At 59.6% G+C, this 24,730-nt stretch carries 23 protein-coding genes; 15 read left to right on the top strand and 8 right to left on the bottom strand.

All coding sequences use genetic code 11. From position 1 onward, the window contains the following. The first annotated feature begins 52 nt into the window (after nt 1-52). From ACR0IM_RS06340 to ACR0IM_RS06280, 13 genes are all read left to right on the top strand, one after another. On the top strand, nt 53-298 hold the full coding sequence (locus ACR0IM_RS06340) for a DUF2484 family protein (protein WP_480681202.1): 246 nt from the start codon (nt 53-55) through the stop codon (nt 296-298). Further along, nucleotides 295-561 carry a DUF2484 family protein gene (locus ACR0IM_RS06335; RefSeq protein WP_480592959.1) on the top strand — a complete coding sequence of 89 codons (267 nt, stop codon included), beginning with the start codon at nt 295-297 and terminating at the stop codon, nt 559-561. The genes ACR0IM_RS06340 and ACR0IM_RS06335 overlap by 4 nt, the downstream gene beginning before the upstream one ends. A gap of 22 nt (nt 562-583) precedes the next feature. Then, the gene (locus tag ACR0IM_RS06330) at nt 584-877 is read left to right on the top strand and encodes a hypothetical protein (protein WP_480681201.1); all 294 of its coding nucleotides are present in this window, start codon (nt 584-586) and stop codon (nt 875-877) included. Next, a complete protein-coding gene (gene murB, locus ACR0IM_RS06325) occupies nt 874-1,800 on the top strand; it encodes a UDP-N-acetylmuramate dehydrogenase (RefSeq protein ID WP_480681200.1) in 927 nt (308 codons plus the stop codon). Before ACR0IM_RS06330 ends, murB begins: the two co-directional genes overlap by 4 nt. Before the next feature lie 103 nt (nt 1,801-1,903). Next, entirely contained in the window at nt 1,904-2,827 is a 924-nt protein-coding gene (locus ACR0IM_RS06320; protein ID WP_480681199.1) for a D-alanine--D-alanine ligase, read from the top strand. Next, complete coding sequence (locus ACR0IM_RS06315; RefSeq protein ID WP_480681198.1) at nt 2,815-3,816, top strand: cell division protein FtsQ/DivIB; 1,002 nt, start codon at nt 2,815-2,817, stop codon at nt 3,814-3,816. Before ACR0IM_RS06320 ends, ACR0IM_RS06315 begins: the two co-directional genes overlap by 13 nt. A gap of 8 nt (nt 3,817-3,824) precedes the next feature. Beyond that, a complete protein-coding gene (gene ftsA, locus ACR0IM_RS06310; RefSeq protein ID WP_480593272.1) occupies nt 3,825-5,159 on the top strand; it encodes a cell division protein FtsA in 1,335 nt (444 codons plus the stop codon). Next, entirely contained in the window at nt 5,146-5,562 is a 417-nt protein-coding gene (locus ACR0IM_RS06305; protein WP_480592967.1) for a hypothetical protein, read from the top strand. Before ftsA ends, ACR0IM_RS06305 begins: the two co-directional genes overlap by 14 nt. 349 nt (nt 5,563-5,911) lie before the next feature. Further along, complete coding sequence (gene ftsZ, locus ACR0IM_RS06300) at nt 5,912-7,534, top strand: cell division protein FtsZ (protein WP_480681197.1); 1,623 nt, start codon at nt 5,912-5,914, stop codon at nt 7,532-7,534. 213 nt (nt 7,535-7,747) lie between these two features. Continuing rightward, on the top strand, nt 7,748-8,668 hold the full coding sequence (gene lpxC, locus ACR0IM_RS06295; RefSeq protein ID WP_480592971.1) for a UDP-3-O-acyl-N-acetylglucosamine deacetylase: 921 nt from the start codon (nt 7,748-7,750) through the stop codon (nt 8,666-8,668). A gap of 127 nt (nt 8,669-8,795) precedes the next feature. After that, nucleotides 8,796-9,638 carry an outer membrane protein assembly factor BamD gene (locus ACR0IM_RS06290; protein WP_480592973.1) on the top strand — a complete coding sequence of 281 codons (843 nt, stop codon included), beginning with the start codon at nt 8,796-8,798 and terminating at the stop codon, nt 9,636-9,638. Nucleotides 9,639-9,673: 35 nt separating this feature from the next. Then, complete coding sequence (gene recN / locus ACR0IM_RS06285) at nt 9,674-11,323, top strand: DNA repair protein RecN (RefSeq protein ID WP_480681196.1); 1,650 nt, start codon at nt 9,674-9,676, stop codon at nt 11,321-11,323. Between the two features lie 100 nt (nt 11,324-11,423). Then, on the top strand, nt 11,424-13,109 hold the full coding sequence (locus tag ACR0IM_RS06280; protein ID WP_480640892.1) for a chloride channel protein: 1,686 nt from the start codon (nt 11,424-11,426) through the stop codon (nt 13,107-13,109). Here the strand turns inward: ACR0IM_RS06280 and ACR0IM_RS06275 are convergent. Next, complete coding sequence (locus ACR0IM_RS06275; protein WP_480640891.1) at nt 13,106-14,470, bottom strand: DUF3179 domain-containing protein; 1,365 nt, start codon at nt 14,468-14,470, stop codon at nt 13,106-13,108. The genes ACR0IM_RS06280 and ACR0IM_RS06275 overlap by 4 nt on opposite strands. Before the next feature lie 248 nt (nt 14,471-14,718). Here ACR0IM_RS06275 and ACR0IM_RS06270 point away from each other — a divergent pair, with 248 nt between their 5' ends. Then, nucleotides 14,719-16,344 (top strand): PQQ-dependent sugar dehydrogenase, encoded by a 1,626-nt coding sequence (locus ACR0IM_RS06270; RefSeq protein ID WP_480681195.1) that lies wholly within the window; start codon nt 14,719-14,721, stop codon nt 16,342-16,344. Nucleotides 16,345-16,453: 109 nt separating this feature from the next. Here the strand turns inward: ACR0IM_RS06270 and ACR0IM_RS06265 are convergent, their stop codons facing one another. From ACR0IM_RS06265 to ACR0IM_RS06235, 7 genes are all read right to left on the bottom strand, one after another. Next, nucleotides 16,454-16,795, bottom strand: a complete 342-nt coding sequence (locus ACR0IM_RS06265) for a DUF427 domain-containing protein (RefSeq protein ID WP_480592983.1) — start codon at nt 16,793-16,795, stop codon at nt 16,454-16,456. 59 nt (nt 16,796-16,854) lie between these two features. Next, nucleotides 16,855-18,636: an aminopeptidase P family protein gene (locus ACR0IM_RS06260; protein WP_480681194.1), complete on the bottom strand. Its 1,782-nt coding sequence runs from the start codon at nt 18,634-18,636 to the stop codon at nt 16,855-16,857. Nucleotides 18,637-18,705: 69 nt separating this feature from the next. Beyond that, entirely contained in the window at nt 18,706-20,583 is a 1,878-nt protein-coding gene (gene cobT / locus ACR0IM_RS06255) for a cobaltochelatase subunit CobT (RefSeq protein ID WP_480592987.1), read from the bottom strand. A 142-nt stretch (nt 20,584-20,725) separates the two neighbouring features. Further along, nucleotides 20,726-21,058 (bottom strand): hypothetical protein, encoded by a 333-nt coding sequence (locus ACR0IM_RS06250; protein WP_480681192.1) that lies wholly within the window; start codon nt 21,056-21,058, stop codon nt 20,726-20,728. A 150-nt stretch (nt 21,059-21,208) separates the two neighbouring features. Next, nucleotides 21,209-21,913, bottom strand: coding sequence for a sulfotransferase family 2 domain-containing protein (locus ACR0IM_RS06245; RefSeq protein WP_480681191.1), 705 nt, complete (start codon nt 21,911-21,913; stop codon nt 21,209-21,211). Between the two features lie 27 nt (nt 21,914-21,940). Further along, nucleotides 21,941-22,927 (bottom strand): cobaltochelatase subunit CobS, encoded by a 987-nt coding sequence (cobS, locus tag ACR0IM_RS06240; protein WP_480592991.1) that lies wholly within the window; start codon nt 22,925-22,927, stop codon nt 21,941-21,943. Nucleotides 22,928-23,073: 146 nt separating this feature from the next. Next, nucleotides 23,074-23,535, bottom strand: coding sequence for a methyltransferase family protein (locus tag ACR0IM_RS06235; RefSeq protein WP_480681189.1), 462 nt, complete (start codon nt 23,533-23,535; stop codon nt 23,074-23,076). Between the two features lie 287 nt (nt 23,536-23,822). Between ACR0IM_RS06235 and ACR0IM_RS06230 the strand changes: the two genes are divergently transcribed. Next, nucleotides 23,823-24,728, top strand: a complete 906-nt coding sequence (locus ACR0IM_RS06230) for a Hint domain-containing protein (RefSeq protein ID WP_480681188.1) — start codon at nt 23,823-23,825, stop codon at nt 24,726-24,728. The last annotated feature ends 2 nt before the right edge of the window (nt 24,729-24,730 follow it).

Genomic DNA, 24,730 nt, shown 5'->3' with positions numbered 1-24,730 from the left:
GGGTGACGCAACTTTAAAGTGTAGCGTCGCAACGTCCTCGGAGGGGCAGCAGGTGTATTCAGTTGTGTTCGCATCCATGTGGGTCGTGGCCGCGACAATCGTGGCCATGTTGCCGATGCGGTTGCAGTTTCCTCCGGGAATTGTGTTGCTGATCTCTGCGCCTGTCTTAATCGTTTGGCTGGGATACGACTATGGCTGGTTCCTCTCGGTACTGGCCTTCGCCGGCTTTGTGTCCATGTTCCGTAACCCAATCCGGTATTACTGGCGCCGGTGGTCGGGTAGGGAGGTCGAGGAATGAACTGGTCCATCGCCCTTGCCGCGCTGTGGGGGATTGCCGCGAATGTGCTGGCGATGCTCCCAAGCAAAGACAATCACTGGACGCGCGCCTATATCCTGGTTGCGGTTGGTATCCCGATATTGGGCTATGTCACTTTGCAGAACGGCCCGTGGGTCGGGCTGCTGGTTCTGGCGATGGGCATGTCGGTGCTGCGCTGGCCGGTTATTTACCTGACCCGTTGGACAAAGGCGAAAATGCAGGGCATGAAGGCGACCAACAAGTAACGACCGCTTTCAGGAGGCCCCCATGGTCGACATCGCCACATTCGCTTATCTGCCACTGATCACGCTGGTCCTTGGGGCCGTGGCAGGCTTTGTTGCGGGGCGCTGGATCGGCCTCAGGGGTCTGTTGTTGCTGATCGGGCTGACTTTTGTCGTTTCGCTGGTTTTGATTGTGATGCTGGCAGGCGTCGGCACTGGCGAAGAGGAACAGGCCTTTGGGCCCTTCATCTGGCTGACCGGAGCGGTCCTGCCCTTCCTTTTGGCGGTCATAGTGGGCGGGGTCGGTGGGCGTAGCCTGGCTGCAAGAGCAAACACATGATCAATTTGACCGAAGTCAGGGGGCGCCTGACGCAGGCCCGATCTCTGAACGACCTGACCTGGCTGCGTGTTGGCGGGCCGGCAGACTACCTGTTTCAGCCCGCGGATATCGAGGACCTGCAGCGTTTCCTGCGTGATCTACCCGCAGAGGCCCCGGTTTTCCCGATGGGCGTCGGATCGAACCTGATCGTGCGGGATGGTGGTCTGCGCGCCGTGGTGATCCGGCTGGGGCGCGGGTTCAACGGTATCACGGTTGAGGGTAACACGGTTACCGCAGGCGCAGCCGCGCTTGATGCGCATGTAGCGCGCAAGGCGGCGGATGGGGGCGTGGACCTGACTTTCCTGCGCACCATTCCCGGCTCGATCGGCGGCGCGGTGCGGATGAACGCCGGTTGTTACGGTAGCTACACCGCTGACGTGCTGCGCAAGGCCACCATCGTCACGCGGCAGGGAGAGGTGGTTGACTTGACCCCTGACGACCTGAACTTTCGCTACCGGCAATCCGACCTGCCCGAAGGGGCGGTATTGGTTTCGGCGACGTTCGAAGGCCCCGCGGGTGACCCGCAGGACCTGCACGACCGCATGACGGCGCAGTTGCAGAAACGCGACGAGACTCAACCCACCAAGGACCGCAGCGCCGGGTCGACGTTCCGAAACCCGGCCGGGTTTTCATCGACCGGGCGGGCGGATGATGCACATGACCTCAAGGCCTGGAAGGTGATCGACGACGCGGGGATGCGCGGAGCGACGCTGGGCGGGGCTCAGATGAGCCCGAAGCACTCGAATTTCCTGATCAATACCGGCACCGCCACAGCCGCCGACCTTGAAGGTCTGGGTGAAGAGGTGCGAAAAAAGGTTTACGAAACAAGCGGCATAACGTTAGAGTGGGAAATCATGCGGGTCGGTGATCCGCTGAAAGAATAAAGCCCCAACCGTCAGACCATAACAGGCAAAATCAGGCGACGGATCAAAGGCATAACGCAGTACGGACCACCACATAAGGTCCGGGGACATTGAGGCGCACGAAGTGGGACTGTCGAGCAGGACAAACCCCAAAGTGGCGGTATTGATGGGTGGCCCCTCGGCGGAACGCGAGGTGTCTCTCAGCTCTGGGCGCGAATGCGCGGCCGCCCTAAGGGGAGAAGGCTTTGAAGTGGTTGAGCTGGACGCAGGTCCCGATCTCCACGCGCGCCTTTTGGACATCAAGCCGGATGTAGTTTTCAACGCTCTGCATGGCCGCTGGGGTGAAGATGGCTGTGTACAGGGCCTGCTGGAATGGATGCGCATCCCGTATACGCATTCCGGTGTGCTGGCCTCGGCATTGGCAATGGACAAGCAACGCAGCAAAGAGGTGTTTCAGGTCGAAGGCCTGCCCGTTGTTCTCAGCGTGATCGTGCCCAAGGTCGAAGTAATCAAGGTCCACGTGATGGAACCGCCTTACGTGGCCAAGCCGAACAACGAAGGGTCCAGCGTTGGTATCTATATCGTTCACGAAGGCTCGAACGGTCCGCCGCAGCTGTCGGACGAGATGCCCGAGCATGTGATGGTCGAGAAGTACATTGCTGGCCGCGAGTTGACCGTGACAGTGATGGGTGACCGTGCCCTGACGGTGACCGAGATCATGACCGATGGCGGCTGGTACGACTATGACGCCAAGTACAAGCCCGGTGGCTCGTGGCATGTGCTGCCCGCTGAAATCCCACAGGACATCTTTGACCTCTGCATGGACTACGCGCTGCGCGCCCACAACGCGCTTGGGTGCAAGGGCGTTTCCCGAACCGATTTCCGCTGGGATGACAGTATGGGGGCCGATGGGTTGTTCCTGTTGGAAACCAACACGCAGCCCGGCATGACGCCGACCTCGCTGGTGCCAGAACAAGCCGAGCATCGCGGCATGACTTTTGGTCAGCTTTGCGCCTGGATGGTGGAGGACGCCTCGTGCAACCGCTGAGAGCTACCCGCGCGCCGGTGATCCATCGCTCGAAACCGCTGGCCGGGCCGGATGCCGATTTCGCGTCAGGTGCCCATCACGATGTCGAGCCGAAACTGCGCCTGCGCGGGACAAAGCTGTTCGGGCGTAAATCGCAGCGGTTCGATCCGGCCCCGTCGCGTTTGAGCTATCGCCTTCAACGTTGGATGCTGACGCCGGGTGTTAGGCGCGGGCTGAAGGTCGGGCTGCCGATTGCGGCGGTCTGTGCCGCCATCGGGCTGTACTTCAGCACAGAAGACCGGCGCGAGGCCGTGGTTGCCTATGTCAACGACATCAAGACCTCGATCCAGCAGCGCCCGGAATTCATTGTCAATCTGATGGCCATCGATGGCGCAGGCACCAACCTGTCCGAAGATATCCGCGAGGTTGTGCCGCTGGATTTCCCGATGAGTTCCTGGGATCTGGATGTCGAACAGATCCGCGACACGATCACCGGGTTGGATCCGGTCAAATCCGCCTCGGTCCGCGTCCGCCCTGGTGGCATTCTTCAGGTCGATGTGGTCGAGCGGCAGCCGGTCATCGTCTGGCGTACACGCAGTGGGATCGAATTGCTGGACGAAACCGGCGCGCATGTTGAGCGGATCGCGTCGCGCAAGGATCACTCTGACCTGCCGCTGATCGCGGGCAAGGGGGCGGATGCTCATGTAGGTGAAGCGCTGCAACTGATGACAACCGCGCGCAGCCTTGGCACCCGGGTGCGGGGCCTGGTGCGGATCGGCGAGCGCCGCTGGGATCTGGTTCTGGATCGCGGCCAACGCATCATGCTGCCAACCGAGCGCCCCGTGCGCGCGCTAGAGCGCGTGCTGGCGGTGAACGAAGTGCAGGATCTTTTGGAACGTGATGTGGCGGTGGTGGATATGCGCCTTGGGCAGCGTCCGACCATCAGAATGACCAAAGCCGCCAGCGAAGACTGGTGGAATACAAAAGTGACAGTGGGTAACGGGCAGTAACGACCATGATGACCGATCTTTATCAGTCCCAACGTGCCATGCGGCAGATGCGCAGACAAGCGATGCAACGCGGTGTTGTCGCCATTCTGGATGTTGGCAGTTCCAAGATCGCCTGCCTTGTGCTGCGGTTCGACGGTACCGGACGGCTGAGTGAGGATAACAGCATTGGGTCTCTGGCCGGTCAGACCGGGTTCCGGGTGATCGGCGCAGCGACTACGCGGTCGCGCGGCGTACAGTTTGGCGAAGTCACCGCCATGCAGGAGACCGAACGCGCGATCCGGACGGCTCTGCAGGCGGCTCAGAAGATGGCTGATATCCGAGTGGATCACGTGATCGCAAGTTTCTCGGGTGCAAATCCGCGTTCGTACGGTCTGGACGCGCAGGTCGATTTGGAAGGACAAGTGGTTTCCGAGGCCGAGGTCGGCCGCGTGCTGAACGCCTGCGACGTGCCGGACTACGGCGCAGGTCGTGAAGTGCTGCACGCCCAGCCGGTGAATTTCGCGCTCGATAACCGCTCGGGCCTGATCGACCCGCGTGGGCAGATGGGGCAGTCGCTGGCAGTCGACATGCACATGCTGACCGTCGACGCGGTCGCGATCCAAAATATCGTGCGCTGCATCAAACGCTGCGATCTGGAATTGGCGGGGATTGCAAACTCGGCCTATGTGTCGGGCATTTCCGCGCTGGTCGAGGATGAGCAGGAATTGGGCGCGGCCTGTATCGATATGGGTGGTGGTACGACCAGCGTTTCGATCTTCATGAAGAAACACATGATCTATGCTGATTGCGTGCGTATGGGTGGGGATCACGTGACTGCTGATATCTCGATGGGGCTGGGCGTCCCGGCGGCTGTGGCCGAACGGATCAAGACCTTCAACGGTGGCGTTCACGCAACCGGGGCCGATGATCGGGATCTTATTGATATCAGAGGCGATACCGGCGATTGGGAGCATGACCGCCGCACCGTCAGCCGGGCCGAGTTGATCGGAATCATGCGTCCGCGCGTGGAAGAGATCTTGGAAGAAGTGCGAGTGCGTCTGGATGCGGCCGGGTTCGAGCATATGCCCAGCCAGCAGATCGTGCTGACCGGCGGGGGTAGTCAGATCATGGGGCTTGATGGACTTGCGACCCGTATATTGGGCCAGCGTGTCCGACTTGGCCGCCCGTTGCGTGTTCACGGCTTGCCGCAGTCGGCAACCGGGCCGGGGTTCTCATCGGCTGTGGGGCTAAGCCTGTTCGCCGCGCATCCGCAGGACGAATGGTGGGATTTCGAAATCCCGGTCGACACCTATGCCGCGCGGCCCTTCAAGCGTGCAATGCGCTGGTTCCGTGACAATTGGTAATCGGGCAGGGGTCGCGGCGTTGATCGCCCTAGCCCCGTTCGCTGCGCATGCCCAGACCCGCATCACGCCTGAAACCTTCCTGGCTGCGGTCCAAGGCAAGACGGTCACATTCGTCGACTATCCCAGCGGTTTTCTGGTGGGTACCGAGGAATTCCTCAGCCCCACATTGTCCGTTTGGCGGATGGAGGGGCGGGGTTGCGTTTACGGGCAAATCACCACGCCGAACGGCCAGATCTGCTTTTTGTACGATGACGATCCTGATGACGTGCCGGTTTGCTGGTGGCCCTTTCTGCATCAAGACCGCCTGATGGTTCGACTGGCCAGTTTCAGCCGCCGCGAGATTCAAGAGGTGCGCAGCATCACCGAGGACGGGCTGAATTGTCCAAGTGTCCCTATTAGCTAAAGAAATGGGTTGCGGCCCTCAGTTTTATCCCGCAAGATATCCACAAGGCCCGTCAGAGGCCCCGCGGCAGGACCTGAGCAGTTTTCCGCATCTTGAAAATCGGTCGAAACCCTAAGTGACGTGCATGTTGACTACGACGCATGTGTCGCTTGCGTTGTGGTGGGTTGAGATTATTTCGCAACATCTGGCGTTCAATGCGAAATACCGCTGATTGCCGCCATATTTCCTCCATATTTTGTGGAATTTGGCGATTTTTGGCGTGACCTTTGCGGTTTGGATCGGTAGGATTGTATGCGGATAGGTAAGAAAAACACCGCTTTGGCGGGTCAAAAAAACAGGCGGACAGAGCATGACATTGAATCTTTCGATGCCCGGGCACGACGAACTGAAGCCTCGGATTACAGTATTTGGCGTTGGCGGTGCGGGCGGAAACGCCGTTAACAACATGATTGAAAAACAGCTGGACGGCGTCGATTTCGTTGTCGCCAACACCGACGCGCAAGCGCTGCAGCAAAGCCAGTCGTCTGCGCGGGTGCAATTGGGCGTGAAAGTCACCGAAGGTTTGGGCGCTGGTGCGCGGCCCGCCGTAGGTGCCGCAGCCGCCGAAGAAAGCATAGAACAAATCGTCGATCATCTGGCTGGTGCGCATATGTGCTTTATCACCGCCGGTATGGGCGGTGGTACCGGAACGGGAGCGGCTCCGATCATCGCGCAGGCCGCGCGGGAACTGGGCGTACTGACTGTCGGCGTTGTCACCAAACCTTTCCAGTTTGAGGGTGCCAAGCGGATGCGGCAGGCCGAAGACGGTGTTGAATCGCTGCAAAAGGTCGTTGACACTCTGATCATCATTCCGAACCAGAACCTGTTCCGTCTGGCTAACGAGAAAACCACCTTTACAGAGGCGTTCTCGATGGCGGATGACGTTCTGTATCAGGGCGTTAAGGGCGTGACCGACCTGATGGTGCGTCCCGGCCTGATCAACCTCGACTTTGCCGATGTCCGCGCGGTGATGGACGAGATGGGCAAGGCGATGATGGGTACTGGTGAGGCCACCGGCGAAGATCGCGCGGTTCAGGCGGCCGAGAAGGCGATCGCCAACCCGCTGCTGGACGAAATCAGCCTCAAGGGCGCCAAAGGCGTGTTGATCAACATCACCGGTTCCCATGACCTGACGCTGTTCGAACTGGACGAAGCCGCCAACCGCATCCGCGAGGAAGTGGACCCCGAAGCCAACATCATCGTCGGTTCAACCCTGGATACTGCGATGGAAGGCGGAATGCGTGTTTCGGTTGTGGCCACCGGCATCGACGCCAGCGAGAAAAGCGAAGACGTACCCGTTGCGCGCCGCCCCATGTCGGCTCCGCTGACCCGCACCGTTTCGGCAGAAGAGTCGCGGCAGGACGAGGCCCCCGCGGCAGTGGCTGAAGTGGCCGAGCCTGCGCCGCAGCCTGAAGTCAACCGCGAACCCTCGCTGTTCGAAACTGCCGAGGAACCGGCGCAGCCGCAATTCCAGCCGCGGGCAGAGCAGGACGATGACGGTTTGCCGCCCCCGGCATATCAGCCGCGCGTGGCCGAATTCGAACCGACCCCCGAGCCGGTTGAGCCTGCGCCCGAGAGCTTTGTTGCACCGCAGCCGCAGGCCGCGGCCGGCACACCGTCGCCCGAGGCACTGCAGCGTCTTCAGGCCGCCGTTCAGAATATCCCAGCGGCCGCGCGTGGCCATCCCGCGCCCCGTCCGCAGACCCCGCAACCGGCAGCGACGCCGCAGGCGGATGCACATGATCGTCCCCGGTTCGGCTTTAACCGCCTGATCGACCGGATGACCGGCCACGCCGCCGATACCCCGGCCCAACCGGTGCGCCAGCAGCCTCCGATGCGCCAGGCTGACGCTACGGCACCTGCGCATGACGAGGCCGACCCCGAGCAGGATCGGATCGAAATTCCCGCGTTCCTGCGCCGTCAGGCCAACTGAACCCGGTAACAATGTACCTAAAAGGGGCTGCCGTTTGGCGGCCCTTTTATTTTTAAATACATGGGCTTGTCCGTATGTAAGCAGGGATTTGCCGATCTGTTACATTCATGTTTCATTCAGTTACAAAGAGTGAGTTGAGCCTTTTCCCGACCTTCCTTAGTTGAATGTCCAACACGGGCCAGAAAGGCCGGAAACCACTCACCGAGGTTCACCTTGCAACATACGCTCAAATCTCCGATCACGTTTACAGGCGTTGGGCTGCACAGCGGCAAGCCTGCGACGATGGTCCTGAAGCCGGCAGCTGCCGGTCACGGCATCTGGTTCAAACGGACGGATATCGAGCTGGGCAATGCGTTGATCCCTGCGATCTATGACGTGGTAGAGCGCACGCCACTGTGCACCCGTCTGGTAAATGAAGCAAACGTCTCGGTGTCGACTGTCGAGCATATCATGGCCGCGCTGGCCGGATGTGGCGTTCATAACGCGCTGATCGAGATCGATGGTCCCGAGGTTCCGATCATGGACGGCTCGTCGATCGATTTCGTGCGCGGCATCATGGCCAAGGGTGTCCGCCGTCAGGCCAGCCCGGTTCTGGCCTTCGAAGTTCTCAAGCCGGTAACCGCATCGCGCGAAGGCGCAAGCGCGTCGATTGCACCTGCGGACGGTTTGATCATCGACTTCCATATCGATTTCGAGGACAGCGCGATTGGCAGTCAGACCAAGCGTCTGGACATGCGCAACGGCTCTTTCGCACGTGAACTCAGCGATTGCCGCACCTTCTGCCGCCGTACGGATGTCGAAGCGATGCGTGAAAACGGCCTTGCCCTAGGTGGTACCTTGGAAAACGCCGTCGTCGTACAGGGTAACGAAGTGCTGACCCCGGGCGGTTTCCGCCACGCGGATGAGGCGGTGCGCCACAAGATGCTGGACGCTCTGGGTGACCTCTATCTGGCGGGTGGTCCGATTCTGGGCCACTTCACCGGTGACAAGTCCGGCCATGCCATGACAAACACGCTGCTTCGCAAGCTGTTCGAAACACCCGGTGCGGTACGCCCGGTGCTGTGCACCCCAGAACAGGCCGCGCGCCTGCCGGGGCAGGGCCTTGTCTGGGACGAAATTCCCGAAGTTGCCTGATTAGATCACCTCTGCCGACAATTCCGCCAGCGGGTGTACTAAGGCGTTTTGCCCCGGAATTATATGTGCTAAACCGAAGCCCAATCCGGGGCTTACCCCGATAAGCAATACGACAAGGATAGGCGGAATGGTTGGCACCAAAGCGGCAGTCAGGTTCGCGGGCGCGATTCTTCTGACAGCAGTTTTGACGGCCTGCGGCGACAGTGGCGCAGACCGCAATCAGAACCTGGAAGGCTTTACGCCAGAACAGATTTTCACACGTGGTGAGTTTGAGCTGTCGCAGAATCGCTCGGACGATGCGGCGTGGTATTTCTCGGAAGTGGAGCGTCTGTATCCTTATTCCGACTGGGCCAAACGCGCGTTGATCATGCAGGCGTTTTCGTTCCACACGGACAAGAATTACGAAGAAAGCCGCGCTGCCGCGCAGCGCTATATCGACTTTTACCCGACGGATGAAGACGCGGCATATGCGCAGTACCTTCTGGCGCTCAGCTACTATGACCAGATCGACGAGGTCGGTCGCGATCAGGGTCTGACCTTCCAGGCGTTGCAATCGCTGCGGACGGTGATCGAGGTCTATCCGGACAGCGAATATGCTACCTCGGCCGTGCTGAAGTTCGATCTGGCCTTTGACCACCTGGCTGGCAAAGAGATGGAGATCGGGCGCTATTACCTTCGTCAGGACCATTATACTGCGGCCATCAACCGATTCCGCGTGGTGGTTGAGGATTTCCAGACCACCACCCACACAGCCGAGGCGCTCTATCGTCTGATCGAGGCGTATCTGTCGCTGGGTCTGGTAGATGAGGCGCAGTCGGCTGGGGCTATTCTGGGTTACAACTACCAGTCGTCCGAATGGTACGATGCGGGCTACAAGCTGCTGACCTCGCGCGGGTTGGAGCTGAAGAGCCGCGGCAACAACTGGCTCAGCCAGATCTACCGCCAGACGATCAAAGGTGAGTGGTTGTAATCGCCATGGCTACAGGCGTGGGACGCTGAGACCCGATGCTGCGCGCCCTTGATATCCGCGATATGCTGATCATCGACCGGCTGGAACTGACGTTTCAGCCGGGTTTAAACGCTTTGACCGGGGAAACCGGTGCGGGCAAGTCGATCCTGCTGGATTCGCTGGGTTTCGTGTTGGGCTGGCGTGGGCGGGCCGAACTTGTCCGTCAGGGGGCGGCTCAGGGCGAAGTTGTTGCCGAATTTGAACTCGGCCCAGATCACCCTGCCCATGCGGTTCTGGCCGAAGCTGGCTTCCCCGGAGGCGAGGAGCTGATCCTGCGCCGCATCAACACCGCCGAAGGCCGCAAGACCGCTTGGGTCAATGACCGGCGTTGTTCCGGTGAGGTGCTGCGGGCGCTGTCCGAAACTTTGATTGAACTGCATGGTCAGCACGATGATCGCGGGTTGCTGAACCCGCGCGGGCATCGGGCGATGCTGGATGACTATGCCGGCGCAGGGGCGCACCTGGCCGCTGTACGTGCTGCGTGGACCGAGATGTCCCGCGTGCGTAAGGCTATGGCAGACACCGAGGCGACCCTCGCCGCCATGCGCGCCGAAGAAGAATTCCTGCGCCACGCGGTTGCAGAACTGGACAAGCTGGACCCGCAGCCGGGTGAGGATGCCGAACTGGATGCGCGCCGCCGGATGATGCAGGGGGCCGAACGTATCCGCGATGACGTGGCTCGTGCTTTTGATCTGCTGGGCGGGGACGGGGCCGAAGGGTCCATGTCTGACGCAGTCCGCTGGTTGGAAGGTGTGTCGGACAATGCGGGCGGGCAGCTTGAGGAGCCCATCGCCGCGCTTGGCCGAGCCCTGATCGAATTGGGTGAGGCGCAGGATGGTGTGAATGCCTGCCTTCAGGTGCTGGATTTCAACCCGGCAGAGCTTGAGGCCGCCGAAGAGCGCCTGTTCGCCATCCGCGCGCTGGCGCGCAAGCATAATGTGACCCCGGACGATCTGGGGGCATTTGCTGATACGCTGCGTGACCGGCTGAACCGTTTGGACGCGGGCGATGCCGATCTGGCTGAACAGCGGGCCGCGGTCGAGGGCGCTCAGGTCGCCTATGACAACGCCGCCGCGGTGCTAAGCGCCACGCGGCAGCAGGCTGCCGGACAGCTGGATGCTGCGGTGATGGCCGAACTCGCACCGCTGAAAATGGAACGCGCGGTGTTTCAGACCGAAATCACTGCCGCTGATCCTGGCCCTGAAGGCACAGATGCGGTGGCATTTACCGTCGCCACCAACCCCGGTGCACCGTCCGGGCCGCTGAACAAGATCGCCTCGGGAGGTGAACTCAGCCGTTTCCTGTTGGCGCTCAAGGTCTGTCTGACGGGTGACGACAGCGCACGCACCATGATCTTTGACGAAATTGACCGAGGCGTCGGCGGGGCGACGGCCGACGCGGTGGGACGGCGTTTGGCGTCGCTGGCGCAGGGGGGGCAGGTGCTGGTGGTGACACACTCGCCGCAGGTCGCCGCACGCGCGGCGCATCATTGGCGGGTGCAAAAGCAGGTCATGGACGGGCAGACTCTGTCCACAGTCATCCCGCTGGCCGATCCCGACCGCGTGGATGAGATCGCCCGCATGGTGGCCGGAGACACCATCACCGACGAGGCCCGCGCCGCAGCCCGTGCCTTGCTGGATGCCTGAGATATTTCTGCCGCTTTCCGGTTCTCAAACCGTCGCGATCCCACTTTTATAAGGGCGCCCCGTAGCTTAGTAAGGGATAAGACTTGATCCCCGAGGGCCAATGACCCAATCGACCCGAACCGTCTTGCGCAACCAGCTCAATCAGGCTCTGGCCGCGATGAAGGATGCTTGGCGCGTTATGCGGCGGCGCGGACCCAGCCAGATTCAGTTCTGGTTCATAGCGCTGGCCATCGGGGTCGCCGCCGGGTTCATGGCGCTGGGGTTTCGCAAGGCGATCCGAGCGCTGCAGGCCTATGTCTATGATACCGAGGACATCCTGCTGCTGCACAGCCATGCCGAGAAACTGCCATGGTTTCTGATCCTGATCACCCCCATTATCGGCGGGCTGATCGTGGGGCTGATCCTGCACAAGTTCACCGATGACGGGCGGGTGCGCTCGGTTGCGGACGTTATCGAGGGCGCTGCGCTGACAAATGGCCGGGTCGAGGGTAAGGCGGGGATCGCGTCCTTCCTTGCCTCGCTGATCACACTCAGCACCGGCGGTTCGTCCGGGCGAGAGGGGCCGGTGGTGCACATGGCCGGGGTGATCTCGACCTGGGTCAGCGACCGAATCCACGCCGATGGAATCACCGGGCGTGATCTGCTTGGATGCGCTGTGGCGGCGGCGGTTTCGGCCAGCTTCAATTCGCCCATCGCAGGCGCTTTGTTCGCGCTTGAGGTGGTGCTGCGCCACTTTGCCGTGCACGCCTTTGCGCCCATCGTTATCGCCTCGGTTGCAGGTACAGTGATCAACCGGCTGGAATATGGCGACGTAACTGAATTCGTTCTAGATACCCCCGGGTCATTGCAGTTTTATGTGGAGCTACCCGCTTTCCTGATCCTCGGCCTCATTTGCGGGCTGGTTTCCTTACTGCTGATGCGCTCGATCTTCTTTGCCGAGGATATCGGCACCCATATCCAAAACCGCCTGTCCTTACCACGCTGGCTGCGGCCAGCGGTATCCGGGGCAATGCTGGGCCTTCTGGCAATTTGGTTCCCACATATCATAGGCGTCGGGTACGAGACGACGATCCGCGCCTTGGCGGGCGATCTGACTCTGACTGTCGCAATCCTGTTTGCGGTAATCAAGACAATCGCTTTGGCGATCACCATGGGTGGGCGAATGGGTGGTGGGGTTTTCTCGCCCTCACTGATGATCGGGGCGCTGACCGGGCTGGCCTTTGGCCTCATCGCCACGGGGCTGCTGCCGGATGTATCCGGGACCCATACGCTCTATGCTTTTGCCGGAATGGGGGCCGTGGCCGCCGCCGTGTTGGGCGCACCGATTTCAACCACCATGATCGTCTTTGAACTGACCGGAGATTGGCAGATCGGTCTCGCCGTGATGGTCTCGGTTTCGATGTCCACGGCGCTGGCCTCGCGCCTTGTGGATCGGTCTTTTTTCCTGACCCAGCTGGAACGCCGCGACGTGCATTTGGCCGCAGGACCGCAGGCCTACCTGCTGGCGATGCTGCGCGCCGGGGCGGTGATGCGGCCTATCGGAGATGCGAAGTCAATCACCAGGGACGAGGCGCTGGATCTGATCGAGCAGGGTCTTTGCGTGCAGGCCAGCGCTACGTTGGAGGCGGCGATGCCCTATTTCGATCGCGACGAGATCCCCTGCATTCCGGTTGTGACCCTGGAGGAAGATGGCAGCGAAAACCCGGTGGGTGCGCTCTATCACATCGATGCGCTCAAGGCCTATAACCGAGCGCTGGCGGCGACTGCCGCCGAAGAACACTCCTAGTCGCGATACACCGTCGCCACATCGCCAAGATAATTGTCCCAGGCGAACCAGTACGAGATATGACCCGCGACCCGCAGCAATCGGGTGCCGTCCGGCCCGATCAGGGCCTCTTCGGTCAGAATCCATTTCCGGCCGGTCTGATCCACCAGCCCGCCGTCCGAGGCTTTGAACTGGTGTGATTTCCTCTCATAGGCGCGAACGGTGCGCTTGTCAGCATTACCGATCAGAACCAGAGGGTGTTTGGCAATCGCGTCATTGATCACCCGGGTTCTGCTGAACGCCTCCAGCGGCCAGGCTCGCGCCGCACCGAACTGGCGGATGGCAAAGACGTAGTCCTTTTGCCGATGCGAGGATTGATCGACCAGCGCGGGGAACATCAACTCGGGCGAGGCGAAATACTCACGATACACCACCCCCGAGCCATAGTTGCGCCGATGCCCGGTGTTCAACGAAAGAACGCGAGTGCCGGGATGCGAGGCCTTCCAGCTTTCCCACGTGGTAATCACCACTGGGCGCTGTTTCAGTTCGATCCCGCTGTCGACCAGCGGACCCACGACGGGCTTGCCGGTATACTGGTTCCACAGCGAATGCGTCTCACGGTCAAACATCAGCTTGTTCGAGCGATACAGGAACCCCGACGAGCCGAAGATCAATGGCTTTCGCCGCCCCGAAACCTGCGTTTCGAACAGAATGCCCGAGCCGCACAATGTGCAATAGGCCAGCGCGACAGGCACGCCGCCGATCACCTCATTGAACATTTCGTGCCAGCCCATGATGCGCAGCGGGTAGGCGCGCTCATCTCCGTTGATCGAGATCCCAAAAACCAGATCGTCATCTTTCAGGTAATTGGCCTGCGCGGCTTGTATCAGCGTCGGGTTGTCTAGCGACGGGATACCATCCTTGCTCACGCCGCCCCAGGCGATCTCTTCCAACCGGATTTTCATCTTGTCCCGCTGCAGGTATTCGGGGCGCAGGAAATCGTCGAAGTTCTGGTCGATCCCCAGCAATACTTCGCGCTTGAACGGGATCAATGACGGGTGGGGGACAAGCTGCGGGTTCCGTTCCTGCCACAACATCCAGATGAACCAGTCGGCGCCGATACTTTCCCCGGTCAGGGTTTGTATGACCTTGGCGATCTCGGCGCTGCGCCGTCGGCCATAGCGCATTCCGGTCAGCAGGGCGGGAACTACGTCCGGGTCGCCGCGCTGCACCAGAAAGGCCATGCCCTGCTTGAATTCTGCGTTGCTGCCGTAAAGCGTGGTCCTGACGGCCTCTAGCACAGGATCCTGTTGCGCCCAAAGTGCGTTGGGCAGCGCGACTGCCCCCAACAGTCCAGCAAAACGGCGGCGAGTGATCGACATGGCATCCTCCGGTGGTGAGCACGCGTATTCTGCACGGTCTACCGCTCACATGCACTCAACAGCCGCGTGAACTCGTAAGCTCATTCGCGGTACCTGCCAGTTGCCAGAAGGACCCGTGAACCACATTTGCCGATCTCGGCAGTTGGAAACGGCTAGCCGGGTTGATACTGCCAGGAAATCCAGTTTCTATGTGCTCCAGCAGTACTTTCTCGCACATCGGCCAACGAAAAATAACACGAGGTCAGGGAATGAATTTTGTAAAACGGGTTTTGACTAGCCCAATCGTCATGGTGGCCTTGGCTGTTGCGGTTGTTTTGCTGGTCCTTGAGATTGAAGAATTGCGCAAAAGCCAGGGTGGCGTGGCGCATACCGCGCCAGTCTGGGCCGACGATCAGACCATGCAGGTTGAGACCATTTTCACCGCGCTGAACATGCGCGCGCTGGACGTCCCGGTAGAACGCGCCGGAGGCGGCGGTGCCCTGGCCAGCCTGGGCAACGATCTGCTTTTGATGACGCATGAGGGCGGGTTCTTCGAAGTAAGCGGGGATGAGGCCAGCAAATTGGACATTGCCCCCCCACCCAACGGGTGGAAGGCCATGCTGGATTTCGAGGCCGCGAATCCAAGCTACAACTTCGCCCACTTTTTCTTTCGCTATAACGATGTTGACGTTGTCGATGGTGTTCTACTCGTTTCGTTTACCGAATGGGTCGAAGGACAAAACTGCTACCGAACTTCGATCGCACGGGCGGATTTGAACGGTACTGCTGCTGCGGATCTATCGATCGGAGCAGATGACTGGAGCCTTGTATTTTCAACAGAGCCCTGCCTTGCGCCAAGCCCGAACGGCCGCGCCATTCAGGGGCACATGGCCGGGGGACGTTTTCGTGTTGACGAAACCGGAACGCTTTATCTGGCGGCCGGTGACTATGCTCAGGATGGGATATATGCGCCCGTGCCACTGTCTCAAGACCCCGAGCAGATGTATGGCAAAGTGATCGCAATCGATCTGGAAACCGGCGAAAACCATATTGTTAGCCAGGGTCATTCGAACATGCAGGGCATTGCCTTTGATGCCGAGGGCAAGTTGTGGGCGGTTGAACATGGTCGGCGCGGTGGAGATGAGCTGAACCTCATTCGTGAAGGCAATGACTACGGCTGGCCGCAGGTCTCGTTGGGGACGCGATATAACCGGTTGCCGCTGCCCGACACGCTGGATTACGGGCGCCACCCTGAATTCGAACTACCGGCTTATTCCTGGTTGCCATCCGTCGCTGTCAGCTCGCTGGCACCCATTGAGAATTTTCATCCCGCATGGGACGGCGATCTAATCGCTGGCTCACTGGCTGGCAACAGCCTTTTTCGTATCCGCACGAAAGGCGATAGCATCCTGTTTGATGAGCGCATCCCGCTGGGTTTTCGTATTCGGTATGTCCATCAACACGGTGACGCGATTGTTCTGTGGACGGATCAGAAAAAGGTGCTGCACCTTACTGTCGGCGAGTTTGATCCCAGCTATCAGTTTGCCGTTTCGAAAATCGGAAACCTCGATCTGTCCAAACACAAGGCCGAGGCTGTCGAAACCGCGTTGGAAGGCTGCGCTGAATGCCACGGTTTCGGTGTGCTGCCCAGTGCCAGCGCCCCGTCTCTGGGTGAGGTTTACGGACGCAAGGTCGCAGGCCTGGCGGATTTCGACTACTCGCAATCGCTGTCTGCAGTGGGCGGAGAGTGGGACCGGAGTCAGCTTGTAGCCTTCCTTAGCGATCCGCAATCCGTGGCTGGGGAGACTTCCATGCCGAACCCTGCCTTGGATGATCCCGAAGTGATCGACGCGATCGTGGACATTCTGATCTCCTTGCGTCGACAGGCAGAGTGAGAAAGACCGGGACCAACATCCAGAAACAAAAAAAGCACTGGCTTGCGGGCCAGTGCTTTTTTAAGAATTGACCGATCTGACCCCAAAATTCCCGGAGGGGCGGGATGATCTAGATTTGCTCAACCTTTACAGACTCGACCGGATAAAAGGCCACATAGTCCTTGATTTCGGCCATGGTAGGCGACGGATTCTCAAAGCTCCAGGCCGCGTTCTCGGTCACCGAGGATTTGTTGACGATCGAAAAATGCGTCGCATCGCCTTTATGCGGGCAATGCGTGACCTTGTCGGTCACGTCCAGAAACGCCATCGCGATGTCCGAACGGGGGAAATAGATCACCGGAGTCAGGTCCCCTTCCGACAATTCCAGAGCGCCGGTGCTTTCACCCAGTACGGCGCCGCCCGAACGTACACTCCATTTGCCCGGTAGTTTGCGGATTGTGATCTCAACCATTCCAATTTCCTCGTCTTTCTTGGGCCACTCCTCTGCCCGGTATATGTAACAGTCCGGTGTCAGACCGGCGCGGTTGCGGCATCCAACCACAGTTGGGCGTCGTCGCCCAGCCTTGGCCGGATCTTTTCCGCAACGTCGCGGTGATACGCATTCAGCCAGTCGCGCTCTGCCGTTGTCAGCATGTCGATCACAATCAACCGCCGGTCGATTGGCACATAGGTCAGCGTGCGCCAGTTTAGCATTGCGCGTTCATCGTCACCGCCGGGCAGGGCCGGAGCCTCTTGCACGACGACAAGGTTTTCGATGCGGATGCCAAACGCACCTTCGCGGTAGTATCCCGGCTCATTCGACAGGATCATGCCCGGTTGCAGCGGTACATGGCTGACCTTTGACAGGCGTTGCGGACCTTCGTGAACGCTCAGGTATGCACCGACCCCATGCCCGACTCCGTGGTTGAAATCCTGTCCTGCAGCCCAAAGCGGTGTGCGGGCGATGCATTCGATATCGCGCCCGGCCAGTCCGACGGGCCAGCGCAGCATGGACAGGTTAATCATGCCCTTTAACACGCGGGTGAAGCAGAACTTTTCCTCGTCACCGACCTTGCCAATCGCAATTGTGCGGGTGATGTCTGTCGTGCCGTCCAGATATTGTCCGCCGCTATCGAGCACCAGAATGTGCCCGTCCTCAAGGCGGCTGTCGGTCTCTTCGGTCACGCGGTAATGCATGATCGCGCCATTGGGTCCGGTGCCTGCAATCGTATCGAATGAAATATCCTGCAGCGCGTTGTCCTTGCGGCGGTTTTCCTCAAGCCGGGTGACCACCTGCGTTTCGGTCAGTGTGCCGGGCGCTTGTGCGTCCATCCAGCACAGAGTTTCGATCACGGCCACCGCGTCGCGCAGATGCGCCTCGGCGCTGCCCGCGATTTCGGCGGCATTCTTGCGGGCCTTGGGCAGGGCGCAGGGATCGCCGCCATCGAGCATTCGGCCCTTCAACACGTCCGCAACCGCCTGAGGCAAAGTACTCAGATCGACCTGAACCTTGCCTTCCAGCGCTTCGACGGCTGCCAGAAACGTGTCCGGTGCGTGGACCCGAACTTGATCACCCATAGCGACCGTCAGTTTTTCTTCGGTCATGAACAGGTCTACCATCCCGTTGGCGTGCAAAATGGCAAAACCATGCGCCACCGGGTTATATCCGATATCCGAGCCGCGAATGTTCAGCAGCCACATGATCGAATCCGGCAATGTGATTGTGGCCGCGGTGCAGTCGGCTTCGTGCAACGCCTCGGCCAGACGAGCGATCTTGTTGTCCGCTGATTCCCCGGCAAATTCGATCGGATGCGCCTTGACCGGATTCATCGGCGGTGCGGGCTGGTTTGCCCACACCCGGTCCACCAGATTGTCGCAGCGCAGCAGTTCAATCCCGGTGCCTTCCAGCTCTTTCTGGACGCTGTCGATCTGACCTGCAGCGTGGAGCCAGGGATCAAAGCCCACCTTGCCGCCGTTCGGAAGTTGCTCTTTCAGCCATGCGCTCAGGCTGACTTCGGGCCAAGGTACGGGTGTATACTCCGACGCGACCTGAACCTTCACCTGCGTCCGATAACGGCCATCCACGAACACCCCTGCTATGTCCGCCAAAACGGCGCAAAACCCTGCCGATCCGGTGAACCCAGTCAGCCAGGCCAACCGTTCATCCCGCGGCGCCACGTATTCGCCTTGATGCGCATCCGAACGTGGGATCAGGAACCCGTCCAACCCTTCGCGCACGATTTCCTTGCGCAGCGCAGCCAACCGTGGCGGCCCCTGTTCCGGACGCGCGGTGACTTCAAAGGACTGAATCATTTCCTACCTCTCCCAAATCGGGCCGACCCCCTTTTTTGGAAATTACTGCCGCCGGAGGCAAGACCAGCCCTAGCTGGCCTTCTTCATTCCCATCACCCGGGCCCGTGCCCGCGGGTCGCTGTCGAACAGCGCTGCCAATTGCTCGGTCATTGCACCCGCCAGTTGCTCCACATCCGTGATCGTCACCGCTCGATCATAGTAGCGGGTCACGTCGTGGCCGATCCCGATGGCCAGAAGTTCCACCACCTTGCGTTTTTCGACCATGGCGATCACATCGCGCAGGTGTTTTTCCAGATAGTTCGCGGGGTTGACGCTGAGCGTTGAATCATCAACCGGCGCACCATCGGAAATCACCATCAGGATCTTGCGCTGCTCGCGCCTGGCCGACATTCGGCGATGCGCCCATTCGAGCGCCTCGCCGTCAATGTTTTCTTTCAGCAAGCCCTCTTTCATCATCAGACCGAGATTGGGCCGCGCCCGCCGCCACGGCGCATCGGCGCCCTTGTAGATGATGTGCCGCAGATCATTCAGACGCCCCGGCTGTTGCGGGCGACCATCGTTCAGCCATGCTTCTCGCGCTTGACCACCTTTCCATGCACGGGTGGTAAAGCCCAGAATTTCTACCTTCACGTTGCAGCGCTCCAGCGTCCGCGCGAGAACGTCGGCACAGATCGCAGCGATCGAAATCGGACGTCCGCGCATCGAACCCGAGTTGTCCAGCAACAGCGTCACCACCGTATCGCGGAACTCGGTGTCCTTCTCGACCTTGAAGCTCAGCGGCGTGGTCGGGTTCGCCACTACGCGTGCCAAACGGCCTGCATCCAGAATGCCTTCTTCGCGGTCGAACTCCCAGCTGCGGTTCTGTTGCGCCTGCAGGCGGCGCTGCAACTTGTTGGCCAGTCGGCTGACCGCGCCCTTAAGCGGCTCCAACTGTTGATCCAGATAGGCGCGCAGCCGTTCCAATTCGGCCGGCTCGGCCAGATCCTCGGCGGCGATTTCCTCGTCATAGGTGTTCAGGTACACCTTGTAATCTGGATCGGCCTCGGATGCGGGCGGCGGGGCAGGTGGCTCCAGCGGAGCCTCACCTTCGGGCATCTCCGCCTCATCGCCCATCTCATCCTCGGCCATTTCATCCATCGAGACCTGAGCCTGAGACTGGTCCTGCTGTTCTTCCTGCGTCTGCTCAGGGGTCGCGTCGGCGTCCTGTTCGTCCTGATCGTCCTGCCCGGTACTGTCGGGATCGGGTTGCTCCTCGGCGTTGTCCTCGGCCTGATCTTCCTGTTCGTCGTCCAGTTCATCCGGATCATCGCCCAGCTGGTCACCATAGCCCAGATCCTTGATCATCTGGCGCGCGAACTTGGCAAATTCGGCCTGATCCGAGAGGATATCATCAAGGTTTTCCAGCGTTCCGCCAGCCTGTTCCTCGATGAACCCGCGCCACAGGTTCATGATGTTTTCGGCCGCCGGTGGCAGGTCGCGCCCGGTGGCCAGATGGCGGATCAAATAACCTGCTGCGACGGCCAGAGGCGCATCCGCAGGCTGTTTGCATTGGTCATAGCCGCGGCGCAGTGCCTCGTGCCCGATCTTGACGTCGATATTGCTGGCCGTGCCGGGCATGTCCCGCGCACCCATCGCTTCGCATCGGGCAACCTCCATTGCTTCATAGAGGTCTCGCGCCATATCGCCCGGAGGTGCATAGCGCGCATGGGTCGCGTCATCGTGATACCGTCGCTGTAACGCCAAGGCATCCGCCGTCCCGCGCGCCAGTAAAACTTCTTCGCGTGTCATCCGGCGGCTGACCTGCGGCAGGCGCATCGATTCACCCGCCAGTCCCGAAGGATCGACCGTGTAAGAGACGTTCAGTTCCGGGTCGTCTGCCATCACCTTGGTGGCTTCGGCCAAGGCTTTCTTGAACGGATCGGCGGGGTTGTCGTTGGGTTTGCTCATCGGTGGCAGGTCCGGACTTGTTCTGTTCGGGCAACCTAGAGCCATTCCGGGGGCTTGGCCATAGGGCCAAGCCCGTTTTCCCATGAAACCAGAGCGGTGTTCACAGCAAAACCTTGCGGCATTCGGAAACTCGACGCGCAGGCTATCGTTCCACCCTTGCGGCAGCCCGGTCGTCAATGCTGTAGTCCATGTCGGCCAGCAGATAGGCCACCTCGACCCAGCACCGCACGGGCCAGCGCCGGGACAGATTTGCCTCAACCCCTCCGGGCAGGCGCCGGGGGGGAGGGGGAATTGTGTCCGGCAAAAGGTCGAATTTCCGCTGCGGATCGGTAACCGACGCGGCCTGTTCGTTCATCTGGGTGCATTGGCGTGTGGCCGGTGCCTCGGGCTGTCCGGACCAGATGGCAACCAACGCGACGCGATTTGATGTCCCGGCGGGAAGCGCCTGCGACGGCATTGCAATAGTCAGTGCCACGGCAGAGGCAACTAAAACTACTATGAAAATGACATGCTTCGAATGTCTAACGTGCAATGTTTGTATACAGAAACGCTTGCGTGTAATAACTCAGCCGGTTGTGAGAACACCACATAAAAGGGGTGCCGCGCCGAACAGTCGCGTTTGCGCCTATGCGTACAGGTTGAACCACCTTGAAACGCTGTCCAGCACACCTTTCAGGCCAGTCGCAGGAAAGAATTCCTGATCTTTGCGGTGGTGCGAATCCAGAACGGTTTCCGCCAAACGGTCCATTTGACCGGCATTCAGTGCAATCGGATCGTTGACGGCGCTCGAATTCACCTTATCGGCAGGAATGTCGGATAGATCGAACCCATTTTTCCGCCCGAACCTTTTCAGCCCACTTTGCAGATTTGCAAAATTCAGCAGCGAAACACGTGCTCCGGACGTGTGCAGGGCACTGGTATTGAGCATCAGGCGCGCCGGGATATTCTGGGTGTCGAGCAGATCCGAGATGGAATGATTGGACGACACAAGCGCTTCAAATTCCCGCAAATCGATAGGTTCGTTGCGGGCGTCGAGACCAAAGCCGCCGTCCTCCTGTTCGCGCATCCAGCGGTGGGGAGAATAATACAGTGAGATCATCCGCTCGACCGGAGGCCGGGCAAAGGCATAAGCAGTATAGTCTGAAAAGGCCGGGCCGATCAGGTCACTGTACTCTGCCAGTGTTTGGTGCTTGGACTTGGTCGCCTCGCCATTCAGTTCAAATCGGTCTGTGCCGTCCTGATGCCCACTGGTGACGATCGCGTCGTCGGAAAACCGAAGGAAGCACCGCGTAAAGAAGTTTCCCCCGGTTTTCGGGACGTGAATGAACACGCATTTTTGCTCGGCAAAATGCACGTCTTAGCCCAGGCTTGCGCTTGCTGCACTTTCGGGCAGCTCTTCGTCAAAGCAGCGCTGATAGAACTCGGCAACAGTCTGGCGTTCCAACTCGTCGCATTTGTTCAGGAAGGACAGGCGGAAGGCGTAACCTATGTCGCGGAAAATCTCGGCGTTCTGCGCCCAGTTGATCACGGTTCGAGGGCTCATCACCGTGGACAGGTCGCCGTTCATGAAGGCGGTCCGAGTCAGGTCAGCGACGGTGACCATCTGGCTGACGGTCTTGCGACCCTTCTCGGTGTTATAGTGTGGCGCCTTGGACAGAACGATCATCGTCTCTGCATCGTGGCTGAGATAGTTCAGCGTCGATACCAGCGACCAGCGGTCCATTTGTGCCTGGTTGATCTGTTGCGTGCCGTGATAGAGCCCGGTCGTATCGCCCAGGCCCACGGTGTTTGCGGTGGCAAACAGGCGGAAGTTCGGGTTCGGTGTGATAATCTCATTCTGGTCCAGCAGGGTCAGCTTGCCGTCATGCTCCAACACGCGCTGGATCACGAACATCACGTCTGCACGGCCTGCGTCATATTCGTCGAACACGATGGCGACGGGGTTGCGCAGCGCCCAGGGCAAGATGCCTTCGTGGAATTCGGTGACCTGCTTGCCGTCGCGCAGCTTGATGGCGTCCTTACCGATCAGGTCGATCCGGCTGATATGGCTATCCAGGTTCACGCGCACGGCAGGCCAGTTCAGACGGGCAGCGACCTGTTCGATATGGGTCGATTTGCCGGTGCCGTGGTAGCCCTGAATCATCACCCGGCGGTTATGAGTAAAGCCTGCCAGAATCGCCAGCGTGGTCTCGGGGTCGAACTTGTAGGTATGGTCGATCACCGGCACCCGATCGCTGCGCTCGGCAAAGCCCTTAACCGCCATGTTGCTGTCAATGCCAAACACCTCACGGACCGAGATATCCTCGGTGGGTTTTGCGTTGATATCAATCGATCCGTCAGCCATGCGCGTCGTCCTTATCCTTTGGCCCGTATTGCCGGGTTTGAACCCGTGTGTGGTGCAACATATTGCGAGCAAGGGCAAGGGAAAGCCGTGCGTGCCGCGGCTTCGGCAAATCTTTCTTTGAAACTGGCCTTATCCGCGCGCTTTGATCAATCGAGAATCGCGTCCCGCACCCGGATCAGGCTGCGCTTATCGACAAAACGCGGCGTGGATTGCATGTCGTCCCGGAACGCCTGCCCATAGCCCTGCAGCAGCCAGCGTTCCTCGTTCAGGACGAACAGGAAATAGATCACGAACAGCGCAGCCGCCAGCGCCAGAGTCACCCACGATCCGCTGGAGATGCCCAGCCCCACCGTAGCTAGCACCGAGGTCACATATTGCAGGTTGCGCGAATAGGCATACATCCCGCCGGTCACCAACCCGTCGCTGTCGCAGTAGGTGTTGTCGAGGCCCAGAAAGCGATATCCCCACAGCGTGATCCCGAAAGACAGCAGCATCACCGGAACACCGATCACGTACCGCAGCCAGTGACCCCAGCCATTCATCCAGACCTCGGACATGGCGAAAACAATGGTGGCTCCGCAGAACAGCCGGAACAGACCAAAGGCCATGTGATGCCGCCAGCCGCTGGCGCTGGGCCACAGGCCCAAGTGGGGCAGATCTCTGGTTGGATATGGGCCAAGGGTTCGGCTTATTAGATAGGGCGTAACGGCAAATTGTAACAGATTGAGCAAACACCCCACCCCAAAGCGACTGAATGCAGACATCGAAAGGGAATGCAGAACATCGCCAATGCATAAAAATCAAATTCTAACATCTAGATGTTAATTTTGAGTTAATGTGCATCTTGTACACTGTGCCAAGTGTTTCTGTTTGTAGTTAGGTTCCAAGGGTTCGCATGTCACTTACGATTTTTGGCCCGTCTTCGATCGCGATTCCCGGTGGATCGACCTCCGTTATGCAGCAGTACACCGCTACGAAAGCCGGGGCTTCATGGACTGTGGTTGTTACGGGGACAGGCGGGTTGGACCCTTCTGATTACACTGTGTCAATTTCTCCGACCGGCGTTTTGACCGTCGAACTTACGCCGGGTGCGGACATACCCCTGAACACGCAGCTCACCGTCGAAATATTCGCATCGACTGGTCCTGGAAACGGTAACAATGACTCGCTCATAGTGACGGTTGACCTTCCTGCCGGAACTGTGCCGTGTTTCGTGAAGGGGACTTTGATAGAGACGGAAAAAGGTGACTGCCCGGTCGAAGAACTGTCTGTGGGGGACAAGGTTCGCGTGTCCAGCGGTGAATTGCTGCCTATTCTGTGGATTGGTGAAAAGACCCTAAGCGCGGAAACGTTGAAGCGAAATCCACACTTGCGGCCAGTTTGCATTCAGAAGGGAGCGATGGGGGACGGCTTACCAACCCGCGATCTATTTGTGTCTCCCCAACACCGGATTGTTATGGAAGGGTGGCGCGCGGAATTGTTGTTTGGAGAGCCGAAGGTCTTCGCCGCAGCAATTCATCTGGTTAATGATAAAACAATTCGTCAGATACAATCCGATGAAACGGTCACATACTACCACATTGCGTGCAGCCGCCACGCGATATTGATGTCGCATGGTTTGCCAACGGAAAGCCTATTTCTAGGCGATATGGCCCTTCTGTCTTTCGATCGTGAAGCTCTCGAAGAGCTTCGTGAGCTTTTTCCCGAACTGCGTGTCCCTGCATCCAATTGGAAACAGACACGTATTCGTTGTTTGAAACGCCCCGAGACCGAGGCGTTAAGTAGTATGCTTACCCAGTAACC

The sequence above is a fragment of the Ruegeria sp. BF6 genome (genome assembly GCF_056538665.1).
The sequence above is the reverse complement of the archived record's forward strand: the minus strand, read 5'-3'. Positions and strand labels throughout refer to the sequence as shown.

Bases quoted from the DNA above. Each gene is read 5' to 3' on its own strand.
- ACR0IM_RS06330 (WP_480681201.1), top strand. From the start codon at position 584: ATGGTCGACATCGCCACATTCGCTTATCTGCCACTGATCACGCTGGTC.
- cobS (WP_480592991.1), bottom strand. From the start codon at position 22,927: ATGGCTGACGGATCGATTGATATCAACGCAAAACCCACCGAGGATATC.
- ACR0IM_RS06275 (WP_480640891.1), bottom strand. From the start codon at position 14,470: ATGTCGATCACTCGCCGCCGTTTTGCTGGACTGTTGGGGGCAGTCGCG.
- ACR0IM_RS06290 (WP_480592973.1), top strand. From the start codon at position 8,796: ATGGTTGGCACCAAAGCGGCAGTCAGGTTCGCGGGCGCGATTCTTCTG.
- ACR0IM_RS06230 (WP_480681188.1), top strand. From the start codon at position 23,823: ATGTCACTTACGATTTTTGGCCCGTCTTCGATCGCGATTCCCGGTGGA.
- ACR0IM_RS06335 (WP_480592959.1), top strand. From the start codon at position 295: ATGAACTGGTCCATCGCCCTTGCCGCGCTGTGGGGGATTGCCGCGAAT.
- ftsZ (WP_480681197.1), top strand. From the start codon at position 5,912: ATGACATTGAATCTTTCGATGCCCGGGCACGACGAACTGAAGCCTCGG.
- ACR0IM_RS06270 (WP_480681195.1), top strand. From the start codon at position 14,719: ATGAATTTTGTAAAACGGGTTTTGACTAGCCCAATCGTCATGGTGGCC.
- ACR0IM_RS06260 (WP_480681194.1), bottom strand. From the start codon at position 18,636: ATGATTCAGTCCTTTGAAGTCACCGCGCGTCCGGAACAGGGGCCGCCA.
- ACR0IM_RS06235 (WP_480681189.1), bottom strand. From the start codon at position 23,535: ATGGCCTTTGGTCTGTTCCGGCTGTTCTGCGGAGCCACCATTGTTTTC.
- ftsA (WP_480593272.1), top strand. From the start codon at position 3,825: ATGACCGATCTTTATCAGTCCCAACGTGCCATGCGGCAGATGCGCAGA.
- recN (WP_480681196.1), top strand. From the start codon at position 9,674: ATGCTGCGCGCCCTTGATATCCGCGATATGCTGATCATCGACCGGCTG.
- ACR0IM_RS06280 (WP_480640892.1), top strand. From the start codon at position 11,424: ATGACCCAATCGACCCGAACCGTCTTGCGCAACCAGCTCAATCAGGCT.
- murB (WP_480681200.1), top strand. From the start codon at position 874: ATGATCAATTTGACCGAAGTCAGGGGGCGCCTGACGCAGGCCCGATCT.
- cobT (WP_480592987.1), bottom strand. From the start codon at position 20,583: ATGAGCAAACCCAACGACAACCCCGCCGATCCGTTCAAGAAAGCCTTG.
- ACR0IM_RS06265 (WP_480592983.1), bottom strand. From the start codon at position 16,795: ATGGTTGAGATCACAATCCGCAAACTACCGGGCAAATGGAGTGTACGT.